Source organism: Parafilimonas terrae, from assembly GCF_900115755.1.
Lineage (GTDB): Bacteria > Bacteroidota > Bacteroidia > Chitinophagales > Chitinophagaceae > Parafilimonas > Parafilimonas terrae.
This window is the reverse complement of the sequence record NZ_FOXQ01000005.1, coordinates 289428-307258: the sequence shown is the minus strand read 5'-3', so window position 1 is coordinate 307258 and position 17831 is coordinate 289428. Positions and strand designations below refer to the sequence as shown.

Annotated in this window: 20 protein-coding genes and 1 tRNA gene; 15 read left to right on the top strand and 6 right to left on the bottom strand. The window is 37.8% G+C overall.

The genetic code is table 11. The annotated features are described in order from the left end of the window. Positions 1–12: 12 nt before the first annotated feature. Entirely contained in the window at positions 13–2076 is a 2064-nt protein-coding gene (locus BM015_RS10690) for a prolyl oligopeptidase family serine peptidase (protein ID WP_090658138.1), read from the bottom strand. Between the two features lie 208 nt (positions 2077–2284). Here BM015_RS10690 and BM015_RS10685 point away from each other — a divergent pair, with 208 nt between their 5' ends. Further along, positions 2285–2476 carry a CsbD family protein gene (locus BM015_RS10685; RefSeq protein WP_090658219.1) on the top strand — a complete coding sequence of 64 codons (192 nt, stop codon included), beginning with the start codon at positions 2285–2287 and terminating at the stop codon, positions 2474–2476. 73 nt (positions 2477–2549) lie between these two features. Here BM015_RS10685 and BM015_RS10680 read toward each other — a convergent pair whose 3' ends face one another. Then, entirely contained in the window at positions 2550–2945 is a 396-nt protein-coding gene (locus BM015_RS10680; RefSeq protein ID WP_090658136.1) for a hypothetical protein, read from the bottom strand. Positions 2946–3216: 271 nt separating this feature from the next. On the opposite strand from BM015_RS10680, the gene BM015_RS10675 reads away from it, so the two are divergent. The 12 genes from BM015_RS10675 (at position 3217) to BM015_RS10620 (ending at position 12572) form a co-directional block, all read left to right on the top strand. Then, positions 3217–5448 (top strand): TonB-dependent receptor, encoded by a 2232-nt coding sequence (locus BM015_RS10675; RefSeq protein ID WP_090658134.1) that lies wholly within the window; start codon positions 3217–3219, stop codon positions 5446–5448. A gap of 113 nt (positions 5449–5561) precedes the next feature. Continuing rightward, positions 5562–6008 carry a DoxX family protein gene (locus tag BM015_RS10670; protein WP_090658132.1) on the top strand — a complete coding sequence of 149 codons (447 nt, stop codon included), beginning with the start codon at positions 5562–5564 and terminating at the stop codon, positions 6006–6008. Positions 6009–6027: 19 nt separating this feature from the next. Beyond that, positions 6028–6312: a 2TM domain-containing protein gene (locus BM015_RS10665; RefSeq protein WP_090658130.1), complete on the top strand. Its 285-nt coding sequence runs from the start codon at positions 6028–6030 to the stop codon at positions 6310–6312. A gap of 6 nt (positions 6313–6318) precedes the next feature. Continuing rightward, complete coding sequence (locus BM015_RS10660) at positions 6319–6999, top strand: hypothetical protein (RefSeq protein WP_090658128.1); 681 nt, start codon at positions 6319–6321, stop codon at positions 6997–6999. An 81-nt stretch (positions 7000–7080) separates the two neighbouring features. Then, a complete protein-coding gene (locus BM015_RS10655) occupies positions 7081–7683 on the top strand; it encodes a hypothetical protein (RefSeq protein WP_090658126.1) in 603 nt (200 codons plus the stop codon). Between the two features lie 9 nt (positions 7684–7692). Then, on the top strand, positions 7693–8277 hold the full coding sequence (locus tag BM015_RS10650) for a hypothetical protein (RefSeq protein WP_090658124.1): 585 nt from the start codon (positions 7693–7695) through the stop codon (positions 8275–8277). 51 nt (positions 8278–8328) lie between these two features. After that, the gene (locus BM015_RS10645) at positions 8329–8619 is read left to right on the top strand and encodes a winged helix-turn-helix domain-containing protein (RefSeq protein WP_090658122.1); all 291 of its coding nucleotides are present in this window, start codon (positions 8329–8331) and stop codon (positions 8617–8619) included. 48 nt (positions 8620–8667) lie between these two features. Further along, the gene (locus BM015_RS10640; RefSeq protein WP_090658120.1) at positions 8668–8847 is read left to right on the top strand and encodes a DUF3606 domain-containing protein; all 180 of its coding nucleotides are present in this window, start codon (positions 8668–8670) and stop codon (positions 8845–8847) included. Between the two features lie 200 nt (positions 8848–9047). Continuing rightward, positions 9048–9353: an RNA recognition motif domain-containing protein gene (locus tag BM015_RS10635; protein ID WP_090658118.1), complete on the top strand. Its 306-nt coding sequence runs from the start codon at positions 9048–9050 to the stop codon at positions 9351–9353. A gap of 120 nt (positions 9354–9473) precedes the next feature. Beyond that, positions 9474–11615, top strand: a complete 2142-nt coding sequence (dcp, locus tag BM015_RS10630; RefSeq protein ID WP_090658116.1) for a peptidyl-dipeptidase Dcp — start codon at positions 9474–9476, stop codon at positions 11613–11615. 60 nt (positions 11616–11675) lie between these two features. Then, positions 11676–12149, top strand: coding sequence for a Dps family protein (locus BM015_RS10625; protein WP_090658114.1), 474 nt, complete (start codon positions 11676–11678; stop codon positions 12147–12149). Positions 12150–12197: 48 nt separating this feature from the next. Continuing rightward, the gene (locus BM015_RS10620; RefSeq protein ID WP_090658112.1) at positions 12198–12572 is read left to right on the top strand and encodes a hypothetical protein; all 375 of its coding nucleotides are present in this window, start codon (positions 12198–12200) and stop codon (positions 12570–12572) included. Positions 12573–12680: 108 nt separating this feature from the next. Here BM015_RS10620 and BM015_RS10615 read toward each other — a convergent pair. Next, positions 12681–12762 (bottom strand) — tRNA-Leu (locus BM015_RS10615). Between the two features lie 33 nt (positions 12763–12795). Further along, positions 12796–13719, bottom strand: a complete 924-nt coding sequence (locus tag BM015_RS10610; protein ID WP_245751359.1) for a LuxE/PaaK family acyltransferase — start codon at positions 13717–13719, stop codon at positions 12796–12798. 124 nt (positions 13720–13843) lie between these two features. Here BM015_RS10610 and BM015_RS10605 point away from each other — a divergent pair, with 124 nt between their 5' ends. Beyond that, positions 13844–14287, top strand: a complete 444-nt coding sequence (locus BM015_RS10605) for a hypothetical protein (RefSeq protein WP_143075821.1) — start codon at positions 13844–13846, stop codon at positions 14285–14287. On the opposite strand, the gene BM015_RS10600 is transcribed toward BM015_RS10605, so the two are convergent. Together BM015_RS10600 and BM015_RS10595 are read right to left on the bottom strand one after the other, a co-directional pair. Next, positions 14288–14917, bottom strand: a complete 630-nt coding sequence (locus tag BM015_RS10600; RefSeq protein ID WP_090658106.1) for a class I SAM-dependent methyltransferase — start codon at positions 14915–14917, stop codon at positions 14288–14290. Between the two features lie 2 nt (positions 14918–14919). Then, complete coding sequence (locus BM015_RS10595) at positions 14920–15831, bottom strand: UbiA prenyltransferase family protein (RefSeq protein WP_090658104.1); 912 nt, start codon at positions 15829–15831, stop codon at positions 14920–14922. A 314-nt stretch (positions 15832–16145) separates the two neighbouring features. On the opposite strand from BM015_RS10595, the gene BM015_RS10590 reads away from it, so the two are divergent. Further along, the gene (locus BM015_RS10590) at positions 16146–17792 is read left to right on the top strand and encodes a DUF4836 family protein (protein WP_177191879.1); all 1647 of its coding nucleotides are present in this window, start codon (positions 16146–16148) and stop codon (positions 17790–17792) included. The last annotated feature ends 39 nt before the right edge of the window (positions 17793–17831 follow it).

Sequence of the window (17831 nt, the reverse complement as noted above, 5' to 3'; positions counted from 1 at the left end):
AGGCGCCGGGAGTTATAACTGCAGCTGATTCAATATGAATTCAAAAATAAAACTCCAGTTATCAATAGATTGTTTGGTGCTTTGCCCGCTGCCATGCCCACTGTTATAATCCATGTGCAAAATTACCGGGCTTATTTGCCCGTCATTATTTTGGGCTGCGGCAATAAATTTCTTCGCATTCATGGGGTCAACGCGACTGTCGTTAGCACCGGCCGTTACAAGCATCGTGGGCATGTTTACACCCTTACGAATATTTTGATAAGGTGAATAACGCAATAGCCATCTGAAATCTTTAGCGCTGTCTGCCGTACCATATTCGGGAATCCAGTAACGGGCAATCAGGAATTTATCATAACGCAACATATCAAGCAAAGGCACTTCACAAACAATGGCTTTAAAAAGATCGGGCCGCTGCGTGGCTGCAGCACCCATTAATAATCCGCCATTGCTGCCGCCAATAGCAACTATTTTATTGGTGTTTGTATAGCCTTCTTTAATAAGCCATTCTGCGCAACTGTAAAAATCATCAAAGCAGTTTTGCTTTTTATCAAGCATGCCATCGCGGTGCCATTTCTCACCATATTCATCGCCGCCGCGAATGCCGGCCTGCACTACAATAACGCCGCGATTTATTAACGAGGCATAAAAACCAAAATAGCCCGGTTGAATGCCCGCCTGGAAACCGCCATAAGCATTCAGCAGAACAGGATTATTGCCATCTAACTTAATATCTTTTCTATGCACAACAAATGCCGGTACTTTCGTACTGCCTTTGGAAAAAAAGAATTTAATCTCGCCAACAATATTGCTCATATCAACCGGCAATATTCTTTGATAATACAAACGCCATTTAAAATCATTGGCCGAAGCAACAAATGTTTTAGGTGTGGATGTAAATGTGTTTAACGTGAGGTAAACAGAATCTTCTTCGCGGTCATAACCTATACCTGCAACATTACCTGTTTCGGGCAGTTCGAGCTGTTTTATTTTGTTGCCATCAAAATCATATAAAGTAAGCCTGCTTTGAATATCTTTTTTATCCTGGATAATGATGTTGTGCTTTGTAACAACATAACCCTGCATCACCGTTTCGCTCTCGGGAATTAATGTTTTCCAGTTACTGTATTCAGGATTATCTACACCGGCAACCATAAGCCGGTAATTAGGTGCATTATCGTTGGTAAAAATGTATAATTTATCACCAATGGCTTCAGGATAAGCATTCGATTTTTCTCCCTGGTAAATCAATCTTCCGGAATCTGTTGTCCCGGTTTTAAACATATATGCTTTGTTGCTGTAAAAATCGCCTTCGCCATAAAAACTCACATTGCTGTAGCGGTTATCGTAAACAAAAAAACTATTCTTTGCATCTTTCGTTGTACCAATAAATTTTGCTTTGCTTATTGGATCGCCAACTTTCCATAAATAAGTTTTTAATGGTGTTTGTTTGTTTACATCATCCTGTGTGCGAATGGTAAAATATGCATGTTGCTGATCTTTTGTCCATTGATAACCGAATGTGTTTTCAAGCGCAGGATATAATATCTTTCCTGTTTTTGTATCTATAATATAAGTTGAAGAAATTTCTGCGCCGCTTTTCTGAACACTTATTGCAGCGCGTTCGCCATCATAGCTGTAAGCAATGCCTTGTGTAGATGTGTTACCCGATGTATCAAGCTTAACAGGATCCCATATAAGAACCGGTTTGCCATTTAAAATGGTATAAAGTTTATATTGTTTATCACCTTTTCTTTTAACGGTTTGAAAAACCCTCTTACCTTCTTTATTCAAAGGGCCTTCATAATCCATATCAATATAATTGGCGATATCATTTTTTAATCCGTCGTGTATTTTTTGTGTTGAATTTAAATACTCAATACCATAATCATGTTGGGCTTTTGTCCACGCAATAACGTTTGAATCAGTTTTGTCTTCAAGCCAGCGGTAATTATCAGTTAGTAAAACGCCATGCAATGTATCTACAACAGGGATGGAAGGCGTTGCTGGCGGCTGAAATTTTGTTTGCGCATTTGCATAAAAACCAAAAACAAGGAATATAAAAATTATGCTTTTCATAAACAGTAATTTGATTGATGTGAAAATTAAAAAATATAATGAAGCTGATAGTTTTTATTTTAAATGCTGTTCATTCTAAAATGTTTCTGTGTATTTATAGCAACAATAAATGATTGTAAATTTTTAAATCAGCAGCGTCTTAATGAGTATTCACTTGTGGTATAGTTCTGGCGTTAACATCAGCATTGTTAACCAAAAAATTTCTTTTATGGACAAACTTGAAATTAAAGGAATGTGGAATGAATGGAAAGGAAAATTAAAGCAGGCATTCGGCGATCTTACTGATGATGATTTAAAACACGAAGAAGGTAAAGACGATGAACTGTGGGGCCGTATTCAGCAGAAAACCGGTAAAACCCGCGATGAGCTGGTTAAATGGCTAAAAGGAGAAACAAATTAATATTCCATGTAAAAAAGCGGCCTGCAAATTTTTTTGCAGGCCGCTTTTTAAAAATTGTTTTAAAACTTATTTATTATTCAAACTGTTTATAATAATTGCTTTTAAAATTAGCAATTTCCTGGTTGCGTTCATGCTTTAATTCGCGAACTTTTTGCCTCCTCTCCTTGCCTGTTAAATCATTATCAGATCTCACAGATTCAATCCGGTCCTTATAATCGTTTTCTATGTCCTGTATTTGCCTCTCCATTTTGGTAACATGATTCCGGTAGGCCGGGCGATTATATAAGTTAAAACCTAAACCTCCATAAAAATATGGATTCCAATAAGGGTTATAATAAGGTCTTGGATAATAAACTACCCTCGGATGTGGTGCAACCGGGACAGGCCTGGGCCTTACAACTACCTTTTGCGCAGATACAGTACCTGCAGCAAGCATGAATGAAAGAATTATAATTGTTATCTTTTTCATATTGATTGTATTTACGTTATTTAAGATGCTGAATATTGGAAAAAGATTAAGCAGGACTAAGCTTATAACACCTTTATAACAATAGTTGCTGGAAGAGTTGAAAGCAATAAATAATCAATGTTTTTATAGTTTGTTTTCTAGGTTAATCAACCATCATCTTTACCTTCTTTAAACCGCTATTCACCGAAAAACAATCCGGAAATTTAAAATATAATTTGGTTTATATTATAAACTACTCTACGTTTGTGAAAGAAAATTGAAACGCGGCTTAATGAAAAATTTCCTTATTATATGTTTCTTGTTTTTAGGGATAAGTGCAATAGCGCAAACCAAAATTTCCGGTCATTTAAAAGATAATAGGGGAAAACCGATTATTGCCGCCAGCATTACCGTGAAAGATTCTTACGACGGCACTACCTCCGATTCATCAGGTAATTTCAGTTTTACAACAACAGAAGCAGGCACACATACTATAACTATTACCAGCAATGATTTTGAAGACTATGAAGCACCTGTTGTTTTAAATGGTCAGCCTTTAACAATGAATGTTTCATTAAAGCCAAAATTTAATGAATTAAAAGCGGTAACGGTAACCGCAGGTGCTTTTGAAGCAGGCGATAATAAACGTGCTGCAACGGTGCTTAACTCTATTGATATTGCTACAACGGCGGGAGCCAATGCAGACATAACTGCTGCGTTAAAAACATTGCCCGGCGCACAGCAAATAGGCAATCAGCAAGGTTTATTTGTGCGCGGCGGCACCGGTGAAGAAACACAACAGTTTATTGACGGAACATTGGTAAACAACCCATATTATACCAGCGTTCCAGATATTGCAACACGTGGCCGCTTCTCCCCTTTTTTGTTTAAAGGAACTGTATTTTCAACTGGTGGTTATTCAGCTTTATATGGCCAGGCTTTATCATCTGCAGTTATTCTTGAGTCAATAGATTTTCCTGACAGCACTGCAGGTAATGCCATTGTTTCTCCCATAGTTGTTGGTGGCGGTATTCAAAAGCTTTCAAAAAAGAAAAACTTTTCCTGGGGCGTTGATTATAATTATGCTAATCCTTATGTATATTTTAAGATCGTAAAACAAACGCCAGATTATTTTGATATGCCCGAATTTCATTCCGGCGATGCCAACTTCCGCATAAAAACAAACGGCGGTATCATTAAGTATTACACAACGTTTAATTATAACCATCTTGGCTTACGCAGGTCCGATATTGACAGCAGCATTTATAAAGATGCTTACAACATTGTTAATCACAACTGGTATAATAATCTTAGCTGGAGGCAAACTTTAGGTAATGGCTGGAAAATGAACCTTGGCCTCTCCTACAGCACTAACCGCGATGATATAAGCCAGCAGGTGCAGGATTCTTCCAACAATGATAAAACATTCAACTACCAGCCGTGGATTAGCAAGAACTTTCATTTAAAAAGCAGGCAGGATTTATTTCAGATAAAAGAAGTGTTTGAAAAAAGACTGGGTGGTTTAAGCGCTATACGTTTTGGCGGTGAGTATTGGTATGGATATAGTCCTAATCAATACATCAATATTGATAGTAATTACAGCAACACTTTAAAAGATAATTATGCAGCGGCTTTTGCTGAAACAGATATTTATCTTACGAATGACCTTGCTTTAAAAATAGGCGGGCGTTATGAATATTCATCTATAATAAAACAGGCGAATATTGCACCGCGCATTTCAATGGCATATAAAACAAGCGAAGGCGGCCAGGTATCAATGGCGTATGGTATCTTCTATCAAAAGCCTTTGAACAATGAACTTTTTTATAGCACCAATCTTGGTTACACGAGGGCAACGCATTACATTGTTAACTATCAAAAAACAGCCAACAACCGTATATTCCGTGTTGAAGCATTTTATAAAAAATATCACGATCTCGTAAAAAGCTTTCCAAGCTATAACAACAGCGGAACCGGTTTTGCAAAAGGCGCTGAATTATTTTTGCGCGATAAAACAACATTTAAAAACGTTGATTATTGGTTAAGCTATTCTTATCTTGATACAAAAAGGGATTATGCAAACTATCCTGAAATGCTTGAGCCAACATTTGCGGCGCATCATACTGCATCGCTTGTTGTAAAAAGATTTGTTACAAAATGGAAAGCGGGATTTAATGCTACCTACACTTTTGCAACAGGCAGGCCCTATTATAATTTTCTGTACAATGGAACCGGTAATAAATATATAATAAACGATCACGGACGAACGCCCAATTATAACAGCATGGGCATTAGTGCAGAATATTTGCCAACACTTGGAAAGAAAAATGCAAAAACATTTATTGTGTTGTTTGCAAGCGCCACCAATGTGCTTGGCCAGAAGCAGGTTTATGGATATAATTATTCGTTTAATGGTTTAAATAAACAGGCTGTGTTGCCGCCCGCAAACCGCAGTTATTTTATCGGTTGCTTTTTAAGCTGGGGCATAGACCGCAGCCAGGATGCGATTGATAATAATTTATAAAACAAAATATTGAAAGCAGCAATCCATATATACATACCGGTTTTGCGCCTTGCAGGCGTAAGGCCGGTTATTATGAAGCTATCTGCATTGTTCAGCAAAACCTGGAAATTGTTATGAAGCCATTAATTGTTCTTATCGGAGTTTTTGTATTATGCCTTGGCATAACGGCTTTAATCGGTAGTACTGAAATTAATTTAAGCGGAAGAATTGCTATGTCGGCCATGCTTTCATTTACAGCTATGGGTCATTTTAAATTTCCTGATGGTATGGCTATGATGATGCCTCCATTCTTTTCAGCCAAAAAACAAATTGTATTAATAACCGGCATGATAGAAGTGCTGGCAGCAGTAGGCTTGCTTGTTTCATCAACTATAAAAATTACAGGCATTTTATTGATTGTATTTTTTTTGTTGATTCTGCCTGCGAATATTTATGCAGCTATGAAAAAAGTGAATCTTGAAAAATCAGATTACTCTGGTAACGGAATAAATTATTTGTGGTTCAGAATACCGGAGCAAATTTTCTTTATAGCCTGGGTTTATTATTTCGCGGTTAAATAAGAAACTAAAACCATCATATATGAATAACGATGAACGCGATGAAGCGCTATGGAAAATAGCCAAAAAAAGAGCCATGTTCAAGCGCAGTTTTTCTGTGTATGTTGTAGTAAATGCATTCTTAATTGCCGTATGGTATTTTTCTTCCGGGCCCGGTTCTTATTTCTGGCCAATATGGCCAATCATTGGCTGGGGCTTTGGCATACTCATGCAATACCTTGCTGCCTACCAGGGCAAGAGCATTTTTACAGATGAACAGGAATATGAACGGTTAAAAAATCAGCAAAACAATCATTATAAAAATTAATAAACCATGAAACAATTACTATTAGCTGCCGCCATTGTATGTACTGTTGCAGCGCAGGCACAGAGCGATAAATACACTGCTGCAATGCAGCAACAGCTTCAAAAATTTGATTCTGCAAAAACTGTTGCCGATTATGAAAACATAGCTGCGGCATTTCAACGAATTGGTGATGCAGAAAAAACACAGTGGCTTCCATATTACTGGCAGGGTATTGCTTTGTCGCGCATTGGCTGGATGTATTTTCCCGATGAAAAAGGCGTAACTGCAGTAAAGGTTTCTGACCTTGGCAGCACAGTTGATGCGCTTGCTGCACGTATTAATGCCATTGCAGATAAAGCTGATGCTGTTGCAAAAGATAACGAAGCAAAATCAGAAATATTAACAGTGCGCAACATGGCTGCAACACAGCAAATGATTGTTGACCCGCAAAGCCGTTACATGTCGTATGGAGCACAGGCTGCAGATGATTTGCAAAAAGCAATACAGTTAAATCCTAATAATCCCCGCGCTGCTTATTTGCAGGCTATGAGCGTGTATGGTACGCCGGAACAATTTGGCGGCGGAAAAGATGCTGCAAAACCATTGGTGCAAAAAGCCGTTGAACTGGCCAAAGCAGAACAGGTAAAACCATTGCACCCGCGCTGGAGCCTGGAGCAAAGCGAAAAAGTTTGGGCAACATATCAATAGTTGATTGGTTAATTGAGTTGATAGGTTAACTCGTATCAACCCGATCAATTTGTCAATCATTCAACTTCTTAACTTTCCAAAATGATTGAAAATCCTGAAAACAATTTTTCTCCGCAGCAAAGCCTTCAGCTTATTGAAAGCATGATAAACCGTGCAAAAGATAAGTATGCAGAAGATGGTTTTATGTACCTGCTTTGGGGCTGGCTGGTTTTTGCGTGCAGTATTATGCAGTTTGTTTTATTGCATGTGTTTGGTTATACATATCACTATATTGTTTGGCTTGCAACCATTCCTGTTTTTATTTACCAGGCTTATTATGTAAAGAAAAAGCGCAGGAGGCAAAAAGCGGTTACTTATGCCGATTCCATAATTAGTTATGTATGGATAACTTTTGCCATTGTAATTTTTTTATTGTGTTTTCTTGTGGGGCCTCTTACATCGGGCGAATACTATACGCACATCGTTCACATACTGCTTGCAATTTATGGAATGCCGGTATTTTTAACCGGCGTGGTCATTAAGTTTAAACCATTGATATATGGCGGCATTGCCTGCTGGGTTTTATGCATCCTGTCAACCTTTATTAAAGTTTACGATTACCAGTTTTTATGTGTTCCTGCCGCTATGCTGGCTGCCTGGATAATTCCCGGCTATTTGTTGCGGGCAAAATATAAATCACAATAAAATTTTGTTATGGAAGAAAAACAGTTAACAGGCGAAGAAAGCTTTAAGCTTATCAACCGTATGATACATGAAGCCAAAGGTTATTTTTATGAAAGTGGCCTGGGCGGTATTATATATGGTATAAGTATTTTTATTTGTTGTGTGCTTTCCTGGCTTGTTGAAAGCAATACAATGTCATTTCCTTTTCATCCTTTATTTCTTTTAACGCCCGTGTTCTTTATACAGGCATGGGTTCAATACAGAGAAGAAAAAAAGAAAAAAGCAAAAACATTCACCGACGAAGTAATCGATTATGTATGGACGGGTTATTTTCTGTCGGTATTTGCAGCGCTTTGCGGCAATTTTATAAATGCCGGTTACATTATAATCACGATTGTTTTATTGCTTACTGCTTTTGCTTCATTTATTACAGGCATGATTACAAAATTCCGTTACCATATTATTTGCGGGCTTGTTTGCATGCTAATTGCCATTGTTTCTTTCTTTGTTCAAAGTGCAAGTATTTATTTGTTAATGGCAGTTACCGCACTCATAGTTTGGCTGGTGCCGGGTTTAATATTAAGGGCGCGTTTCAAAAAGCTATATCATAATTGAAAGATAACTAAGAAGAATATTATTGGTTGAAGATAAAAGCAGGGCAGCATAATGTTTAAAGATTTAGACCCGATATTACATTCACAGTTAAGGCTTGCAGTAATGAGTTTACTGATAAGTGTAAAGCAGGCTGAGTTTACTTTTTTAAAAGAAAAAACAAATTCTACCGCAGGAAATTTGAGTGTGCAGATCCAAAAATTAAAAGAGGCCGGTTATATTGAAGTGATAAAAGAGTTTAAGGATAATTATCCAAATACTACCTGTAAAATAACGGCAAAAGGTATTAAAGCTTTTGAAGAATATGTAAAATCGCTACAGCAATACCTGCAGGTAAAAAAATAAATTTTATAAAAAAAGGCACGTAAATTGAACCGGTATAATAAAAATTAAATGACACAACCAAAAGAAAAGATCAGCAATAACGTTCAGACTAATTTTAATCATTCCAAAGAAATTGCATACTGGTCAAAAAAGTTTAATATCAGCCCTGCAGCTTTTCAAAAAGCATTTGAGCAATCGGGTTATTCTATTTCAAAAACATTGCAGTTATTACAGGAACAATCCAATTAACCTTATTGTTAAGAATTATAAATAAAGTATTTATTAGAAAATACATAGCTTTTTAAACGTATCTTTGCGCCGATTTTTGAGTTTATAGTTTTAGTAATTGAACAAGATTTTCTGCTACAGAATTTTCTGCTAATAGTTATCCCGATTCTTTACGATATTATTTTCTCAGTCTTTAGTTAATTTAAATTTATAACACAAGCATGAACATTTATGTTTCAAACTTAAGTTTCAACGTACAGGATGAAGACTTAAGAGAGTATTTTGAAGAATACGGTGAAGTTTCTTCAGCAAAAATTATTACTGACAAATTCACAAACCGCAGCCGTGGTTTTGGTTTTGTTGAAATGCCGGACGATGCTGCAGCAGAAAAAGCAATTGCAGAATTACATGGCGCATCTGTTGATGGCAGGACCATCAGCGTAACTGTTGCAAAGCCTCGTGAAGAAAGGCCAAGGAGCAATAACAACAACAGAAGGTCTTTCAGTAATAGCAACAGCAGGTGGTAAGCTTTATAACCGCATTAAAAAAAAGAGTTCACAAACAGTGAGCTCTTTTTTGTTTTACGGGGCTGTTATAAATTATTATTGAAATAACAGAATGCGTATTTTAGTAAAAACGTACAATATATGAAATACATAGCTGTGTTGTTTTTTGCCTGCATCTCTGCCGCATTAATATCTTTTAAAAATAACAGTGATGTGAATATGAATATTAAAAACGATCTCCCGGCATCCAATCCGTTCAGCAGCGCCAGCACTTTACCTTTTCAGGCGCCGCCATTTGATAAAATAAAAAATGAAGACTATGAGCCGGCCTTGCGTGAAGGCATTAAACAGCAATTAAATGAAATTGAGGCAATAGCTGGTAATACAGCAGCGCCAACATTTGAAAACACATTTGTTGCACTCGAAAAAAGCGGGGCTTTATTAAGACGCGTAAATAATGCTTTTAATGCAGTTACGGGTGCCAATACAAATGATACTTTGCAGCAACTGCAGGAAACTATTGCCCCGGAACTCTCAGCCGTGCATGATGAAATGTATTTGAATGATAAATTGTTTAACCGTGTTAAAACAATTTATGAAAACCGCAATAACCTTAAACTCGATAAAGAATCCGGGCGGCTTGTTGAGTATTATTACCAGCAGTTTGTATTGGCTGGCGCTAAACTTTCCGCGGTAGATAAAGAACAGATGAAGAAATTAAATGCAGAAGAGGCAACGCTCACTGCAAAATTTGTTAACCAGTTGGTTAACGCAGCAAAAGAAGGCGCCTTGCATGTGGAAGATGCTGCCGCTTTAACTGGTTTACCGCAGTCAGATAAAGATGCATTTGCGCAGGATGCCGCAGCAAAGAATATGAACGGGTGGCTTATTCCTTTACAAAATACAACACAGCAACCGGCGCTGCAATCTTTAAGTAACCGTACTGCAAGGGAACAATTATTCAAAGCTTCCTGGATACGGGCAGAACGCAGCGATTCAAATGATACACGGGCGGGCATTATACGCATTGCTGCCATTCGTGCAAAAAAAGCGAAGCTGATGGGTTTTGAAAATTATGCCGCCTGGAAATTGCAGGATCAAATGGCGCAAACACCACAGGCTGTAAATAAGTTCTTGAATGCGTTGGTACCCGCTGTTACCGGCAAGGCAAAACAGGAAGCCGCCGATATCCAGGCATTGATTGATGCACAAAATGGAGGGTTTCAGTTACAGCCTTACGATTGGGAATTTTATGCGGAACAGGTGCGCAAAACAAAATACGACCTTGATGAAAGCGAAATAAAGCCCTATTTTGAATTAAACACCGTGCTTGAAAAAGGCGTTTTTTATGCGGCTAATCAATTATATGGGTTAACGTTTAAAGAGCGCAATGATATACCAGTTTACCAACCCGATGTACGCGTGTTTGAAGTGTTTGATAAAAATGGCAAATCGCTGGCGCTATTTTATTGCGATTATTTTAAACGCGATAATAAATCAGGCGGAGCGTGGATGAGTAATCTTGTTGATCAGTCTTTCTTATTAAAAACAAAACCGGTTATTTATAATGTTTGCAATTTCACAAAGCCGGCGCTTGGCCAGCCTGCACTCATAAGTTTTGACGACGTTACAACCATGTTTCATGAGTTTGGCCACGCATTGCACGGCATGTTTGCACATCAAAATTATCCATCGCTTTCCGGCACTAACGTTGCCCGCGATTATGTTGAATTTCCTTCACAGTTTAATGAGCATTGGGCATTGGATGCAAAAGTGCTAAATAATTATGCACTGCATTATAAAACCGGCCAGCCTATTCCGCAGCAACTGGTTGATAAAATAAAAAAGGCTTCATCCTTTAACCAGGGCTATGCTTTAACGGAAGCTATAGCGGCTGCGGCATTGGATATGCAATGGCATACTTTACCCGCAGATACAATCATAACAGATGCAGATGCTTTTGAAAAAAATGCCCTGCATGTAACAGGCCTTGATCTGCCGCAGGTACCACCGCGTTACCGTTCCAGCTATTTCCTGCATATATGGGGCAACGGTTATGCTGCAGGTTATTATGCCTATCAATGGACGAAGATGCTGGAAGAAGATGCCTATTCATGGTTTACAGAAAATGGCGGTTTAACAAGGGCTAACGGCCAGCGTTTTCGCGATATGATTTTATCCCGCGGCAATACAGAAAATTATAATAAGATGTTTAAAGATTTTCGCGGACATGAGCCCGATATAAAAGCTATGGAAAGAGAGTTAGGCCTGCCGGTTAATTAATTTTATTGGCATTTTTTATTATATCTTAGTTATATTGAAAACTCAAATTGAATTATTATTATGGAACCAACAATTGGAATAGAATCAGATAATCTTACATCAGTATCACATGCTTTAAACTCCATTCTGGCTGATGAATTTATTTTATATACAAAAACACGAGGTGCTCACTGGAATGTTGAAGGCCTCAATTTTCATAGCATGCACCTGTACTTCGAAAGCCAGTACCAGGCTTTGCAGGATATGATTGATGAAATTGCGGAACGCATTCGTGTGCTTGGCCATTATGCAGTAGCAACTTTGCGGCAATATATTGAGCTCACGCATTTAACAGAAGAAACTGTTCAGCCCAACAGCGCTGAAGGGTTTATAAAATCGCTGTTGAATGATCATGATACAATTATCATTCATTTACGTGAGAACATTAATTATTTCAATGATAAATTACATGATGCCGGCACTGCAGATTTTATTACCGGCCTGATGGAAAAGCATGAGAAAATGGCCTGGATGTTACGCGCCCATTTAAAATAATTTTTTCCCGTATGCTATAAAAATAATGAACCTTAAATATTTCTAACAATGGCATCAGTTATGCGCCTGCATTTAAAATACAGGCTTTGGATTGCTGAAATGAATTCAGATATTAATGTGCTGAGGATATTTAATGATTATGTGCTTTGGCTTAAAACACATAACAATAGCAATGATGTTGAAGAACGCATAAAGCTTTATGAAAAAAGCTTTTCAGAACTGCGAAAAGAATTAGATGACCTGAGGCATGAAATGCATATAACAAAAATGAAGCTGGCTGCTTTGTCAAAAGATGAAAATTTAGATATTGAAGCCGTTAAGCAGGATATAAATCACGTAGCAAACAGGGAACGCTATGAAGCATTCAGGGAAAGATTTGCAGCCACAAAAAAAGAGTTCAAAAAATTAGAACCGGCTGTATAAATTAAGCGGCTGGTTTTAAAAAGTAAAGGAGCTATGATTAACATCATGGCTCCTTTTGTATATCCCCGAAAATATTTAAAATAAAAGCCTTCAATTATTGAAGGCTTGTGCCCGGGACTGGATTCGAACCAGCACACCTCGCGGCGCCGCCACCTGAAGACGGTGCGTCTACCAATTTCGCCACCCGGGCATTAAAAAGAACGGAGCGCAAATATAACAGCATTTATAAAACCATCAAACTGCAACCGCGAATATCGCTGCCATCCATCCTGCCGGCAACAGAAAAACTGCCGTCTTCAAATACTTCTCCCACATCATCTGTGGCAATAAAAGCGCAACTGTTTACATTGGCAAGATCAATAATATTGAAAGCGCCCTTGCCTCTGGTTTTTATCAGCAGCGGATCATCTTCATCCCGAACCAGCACTTTCATCCATGGCGGGCAACTAAAAATGCCGCCGGCTTTGGCATAAGCCTGCGAAAGCAGTTCGCTCATCCCATATTCTGAATGTACCTGTTGAAGGTTAAAACGATCTTTTAAAATAGCGTGCACTTCTTCGCGTGTAATTTCTCTGCGCCTGCCCTTCATGCCACCCGTTTCCATTATTGTGATTGATGAAAGTTGAGTTGAATATTGCTCCGCAAAATCAAGCAAAGCATAGGTAACACCGATTAATAAAGTTTTTTGCTGACGCTGTTCAAGTTGTTGTAAAACCCGGTATAGTTTTTCAACTTCATCCAGGTAAAACCCGCTTTCAGCATGGCCGCTTCGTTTTATTAATTCATCCACCATCTTTATAAGCGATGAGTGTTGCTGCTGAAGATAAGATGGCAACAAACCTATAATGAACCATTCTTTAATATCACCGTAAAACAATTCAAACCCCCTGGTAAAACTTTCTGTATAAACATTTATGTCTTTTATATAATGCCGGCTTTTATTGGTTTGCGTGGTGCCGCTGCTTTCAAAAAAAAGTTCGTAAGCTTCATTGCCGGTTAAAACTTTATGTGTTTTAAAAAAAGATATGGGCAAAAAGGGAATATTTTGAATTGATAAAATGTTGTTTATATCAATCCCCAAACAATCGCACCAACTTTTATAAACAGTATTTTGTTTATGCTGGTAATGAAATAATTCAAGCGCCAATCCGGTGAAGTTTTTTTTAACCTGAAAAATTTTGTTAACAAATGAAGTGCTCACAATGAAGTCTTAATTGCTGATGTTTAAATGTTGTTTCCTTTTGTATAAATTTGATATTAATTGCAAAGAAATGAAGAAATTATCAGCCGCTGTTTTATTGGTGCTCGCATTTGTAACTTGCTCTAAGGATACTTACAATACAAAACCTGCATTAAAATTTGAAAGCGTAAATGCAACCGTGTTTCCGCAGCCTTCAGTGGTTGAGTTTAAATTAACATGTACCGATAAAGAAGGTGATGTTGTTGACACAATTTGGGTGCAGCGCATTTCAAAAGTGGCTAACTGTGCTTCACTTTCCCGCGTTGACAGTTTTTTAATCCCCAATTTCGACCCGCCGAAAAACGTAAAGGCAGACTTTGTTTTTACTTATAATTACGGCAATATTAACCCGCCAAACCTCGCTGCCTGTTCACTTGCAGATGATACAAGTTATTTCCGTTTCTGGATGAGTGATAAAGCCAATCATACCAGTGATACGGTGCAATCGCCCGACCTTGTTTTCCTGAAACAATAATCATCTTATTTTCCTGTAAGCAACAGCCTGAATGAAATGTTTGTAATAGAACTGCTGTGTTATCATTACATATTTTTCTTCAAAATAGCCTTTAAGGTCAACCAGCTTTTGGGTTTCAATATTGGTTGTAAGTTTAAAGAAAGTGTACATGGTTTTTAAAAGCAGTTGCTGCCAGGCTTTGTTGTTTTGCTTATCATTTACAAAGTCGGCATATAACCAGAACCCTCTTTTTTTAAGGTAAGTATCAAGCTTTGAAAAGATATATTTTATTTTTTTATCGATGAAATTATCGAACAGGAACGGCGTTAATATAATATCAAACTGCTGTTGCGTGGTATAAGTTTCTACAGGACTGTTTACAAATTCTACGGATATATTTTTATATTTTCTTTTTTTGGAAAGCTCAGTCATTTTAGCAGATTTCTCCACATATACAACCGATACATTTTGTTTGTTGAGTTTCGAAATTTCCTCCAAAATCCAGCCTGTGCCGCCGCCAACCAGTAATATGCGGTTGTTATCCTGCACAAATTCAAGCAGGTAAGCCTGCGCCTTTATTATGGAACGCTGAAACACAATGCGGCTAAGCCTGTCGTAATAATTTGCAATGCCGTTGTAATCGTTTCGCATAATTAAAAATCAATAAAATTCATTCCAATAATTCCACATATAGCCTTAAAAAAAATAATGCCATCTATTATTACAAGGTAATATAAAATTTTATGCGGCCACTGCATGCTCCATGCAATCATAAATAATAGAATAAATGGGAACAGGTTAATTAAGATGGCGGGTAAGCCAAAATGATGGCTTATGGAAAAAGCAACCAGGGAAATCAGCCCAATCACAATCAAAGGCAATAGAATATAAAATATAGTATTCCTTAATCCAAAGCGCACTACAAATGTTTTCAGCTGCCTGTTTGAATCATCTGCATAATCTTTTATATCGAATATGATGGCATTTACAGTGCAGAACATGAAATTTTTTATAAACAGCCATATTAAAAAAAGCGCCTCCACTTTATGCGGGCCGCTTTCAATTTGCACAGCAATAAATGATAGAATATTGGCAACGCATGCCCAAACAAACCCAATAACAAAAGCTTTAAGCCAGCCTGTATTGCGGAGGTTGATTTTAAAAGCTGCACCTGGCAATAATTCATAATATAAAAAACCGGCAAGCGCTACAATGCCCGCCAACAGCCAGTATACTGAAGGCAATGATTTAATGGCTGTAAAATTTTTATATAAAAAATAAATGCTTAAAACAATAGCCATAGCGAATAAAAAAAACTGGCTGCATACAACAAATGTGTGGTTATTGTTGTACCACGCTTTTCGCGGGTTCATTATTTTGCCTGTATTCAACGGGCCCAGATAAGCATACGTGTAATAAAAAACGGTTGTGCAAAAAAGGATGGCATAATACATTATGGAATTTAAAGGCAGCCGTAACTGCACGCAGGATTCAATGGAGAGTGCAATTGCAATGATCCCTATAAAATAATTGCCAAAGAAAACCGAGCGTATAAACTTAAGCATTGGCCTGCAAGTTAATGCCATCGTGATTTTGCAGGTTTAAAAATAAACCGGCGGTTAACCCGGCTTTTGCGCTCATCCTTTTTTCGCAGTTCCGTGGGAATAATAATGGCCGGTAATAAATATCTTCGTTAAATTCATTCAATATGAAATGCCGTAAATCTCAGGCATACCCAACGCAATGATTATTGAAGGGCATTCCATGAGACCATTAAAAAATAAACTTGTACGAATGAAACCGAGCATGATAATCTTCGCACACAAGGGAATGTATATGGCGAGGTTCCATGAGACCATTAAATAATAAACTTGTACGAATGAAAAATAAGATTGCAGCAGCTTTTATATTCTGTGCAGCCCTGTTTGCTTTCAATAGCTGTAAACAGGCAACGTCATCGCTGGCAGTATATGTTCCAAAAGATGCATCGGCTGTTTTTGTAGTAGATTCAAAATCTGTTATGGATAAGGTTGCTTCATCGGGCATTACAATTGACTCGCTTGCTGATATAATGAGTGAACAAAATGGCGATGGATTGAAATGGAAAGATATAGAGAATTCAGGTGTGGATATAAGCAAGCCTTTTTATGTTTTTACAAAGGAAACTAACTCAATACAACAGGGCCATATAAAAAGCGGCGCATTAATAGCTGAGGTGAACGATGAGAACAAACTGGAAGCATTTTTTAAAGCAAGAAAACCAGGCAGCACTATTTCGGCGGCTGCAGGTTATAAATATCTTGAGCTGCATAATAATATTATTGCAGGATGGACAGGCAAAGTTTTAATTGTTACAGGTGTTAGCGGCAGCGATAGCCCCGATTCTCTTTTGCAATCACAATTAACAGGTTTATTTAACCAGAAAGTATCTGGATCCATTGCATCAACCGATGCTTTTAAAGAGCCCTTTTCAAAACCGGGTGATATACATTTTTATACAAATACGGCAGGCAGGCTGAATGAAGTGGGCGTTCCGGGCATGTCGAAAGTATCTGAACTGGCAGAAGGCAGTTACACGGCCGGGGTTATCAATTTTGAAAAAGGAGTGATTAACGCCTCTGCGGAAACGCACTATAATAAAACCTTATCAGGCATTATTAATAAATACCCGGCGCAGGAAATAAAAAAGGAAATGATTGAAAGTTATCCTGATACCTTAACGGGGTTTGGGATCGTATCCTTCAATCCTAAATTGCTGGTTGATATTTTAAAGTACCTTGGTTTTGATGCTATAGCTGATGGATTTACTTCCAATATAGGCTTTACTACTGCCGATATAATGAATGCTTTTAGCGGCGATATAGCGGTTATGTTTTCTTCCCATCCTCAAAATACCATGGAGAACAGTATAAAAAATGGTGGCTTTTTACTTGCTGCAACCATTGGCGACAAAGCTGCTTTTGATAAAGTAATTACAGGCCTGCTGGATAAAAAGATATTAACGAAGAATGGTGATGAATACCAGTTAGGTTTGTCTGGCGGCCATGGCTTTGTGATAGAAACGGGCAACAATAATCTTTTTATTGCTTCATCTGATGAATTGATAAAAACTTACCAGGCTCCTGATAAAAAACAACCTTTGCCTGCCGGCATTGAAAAAGATTTAAATAATAAATCAATGATGGTTTATTTCGATATTAATCAGTTCTTGCGCAATAAGCCAATGAAAGATTCTGCCTCAGCAGATATACATGCACATAATAATTACTACAGTTACAAGATTGCAGGAAACGCAAAGGAAACCTTTAAAAACTTTGTTGCTTTTGCAGATAAAGGCGATGGAAAAACAATCGCATCAACGTACCGGCTGAATTTCGTAAATGAAAACGAAAACAGCATGGCAAGCCTTGTTAAGTTTATTGTTGCTGCCCACGCGGAAGCGATGGAGCGCAAAGGAATGGTATCATCACACCTAAAAGATTCCGGCAGTTTGGATATAACGGAAGATTCGGTTAACGGCCAATAGTTAATTACTTTAAGGCCGGTATATATAAAGTGCTGCCAA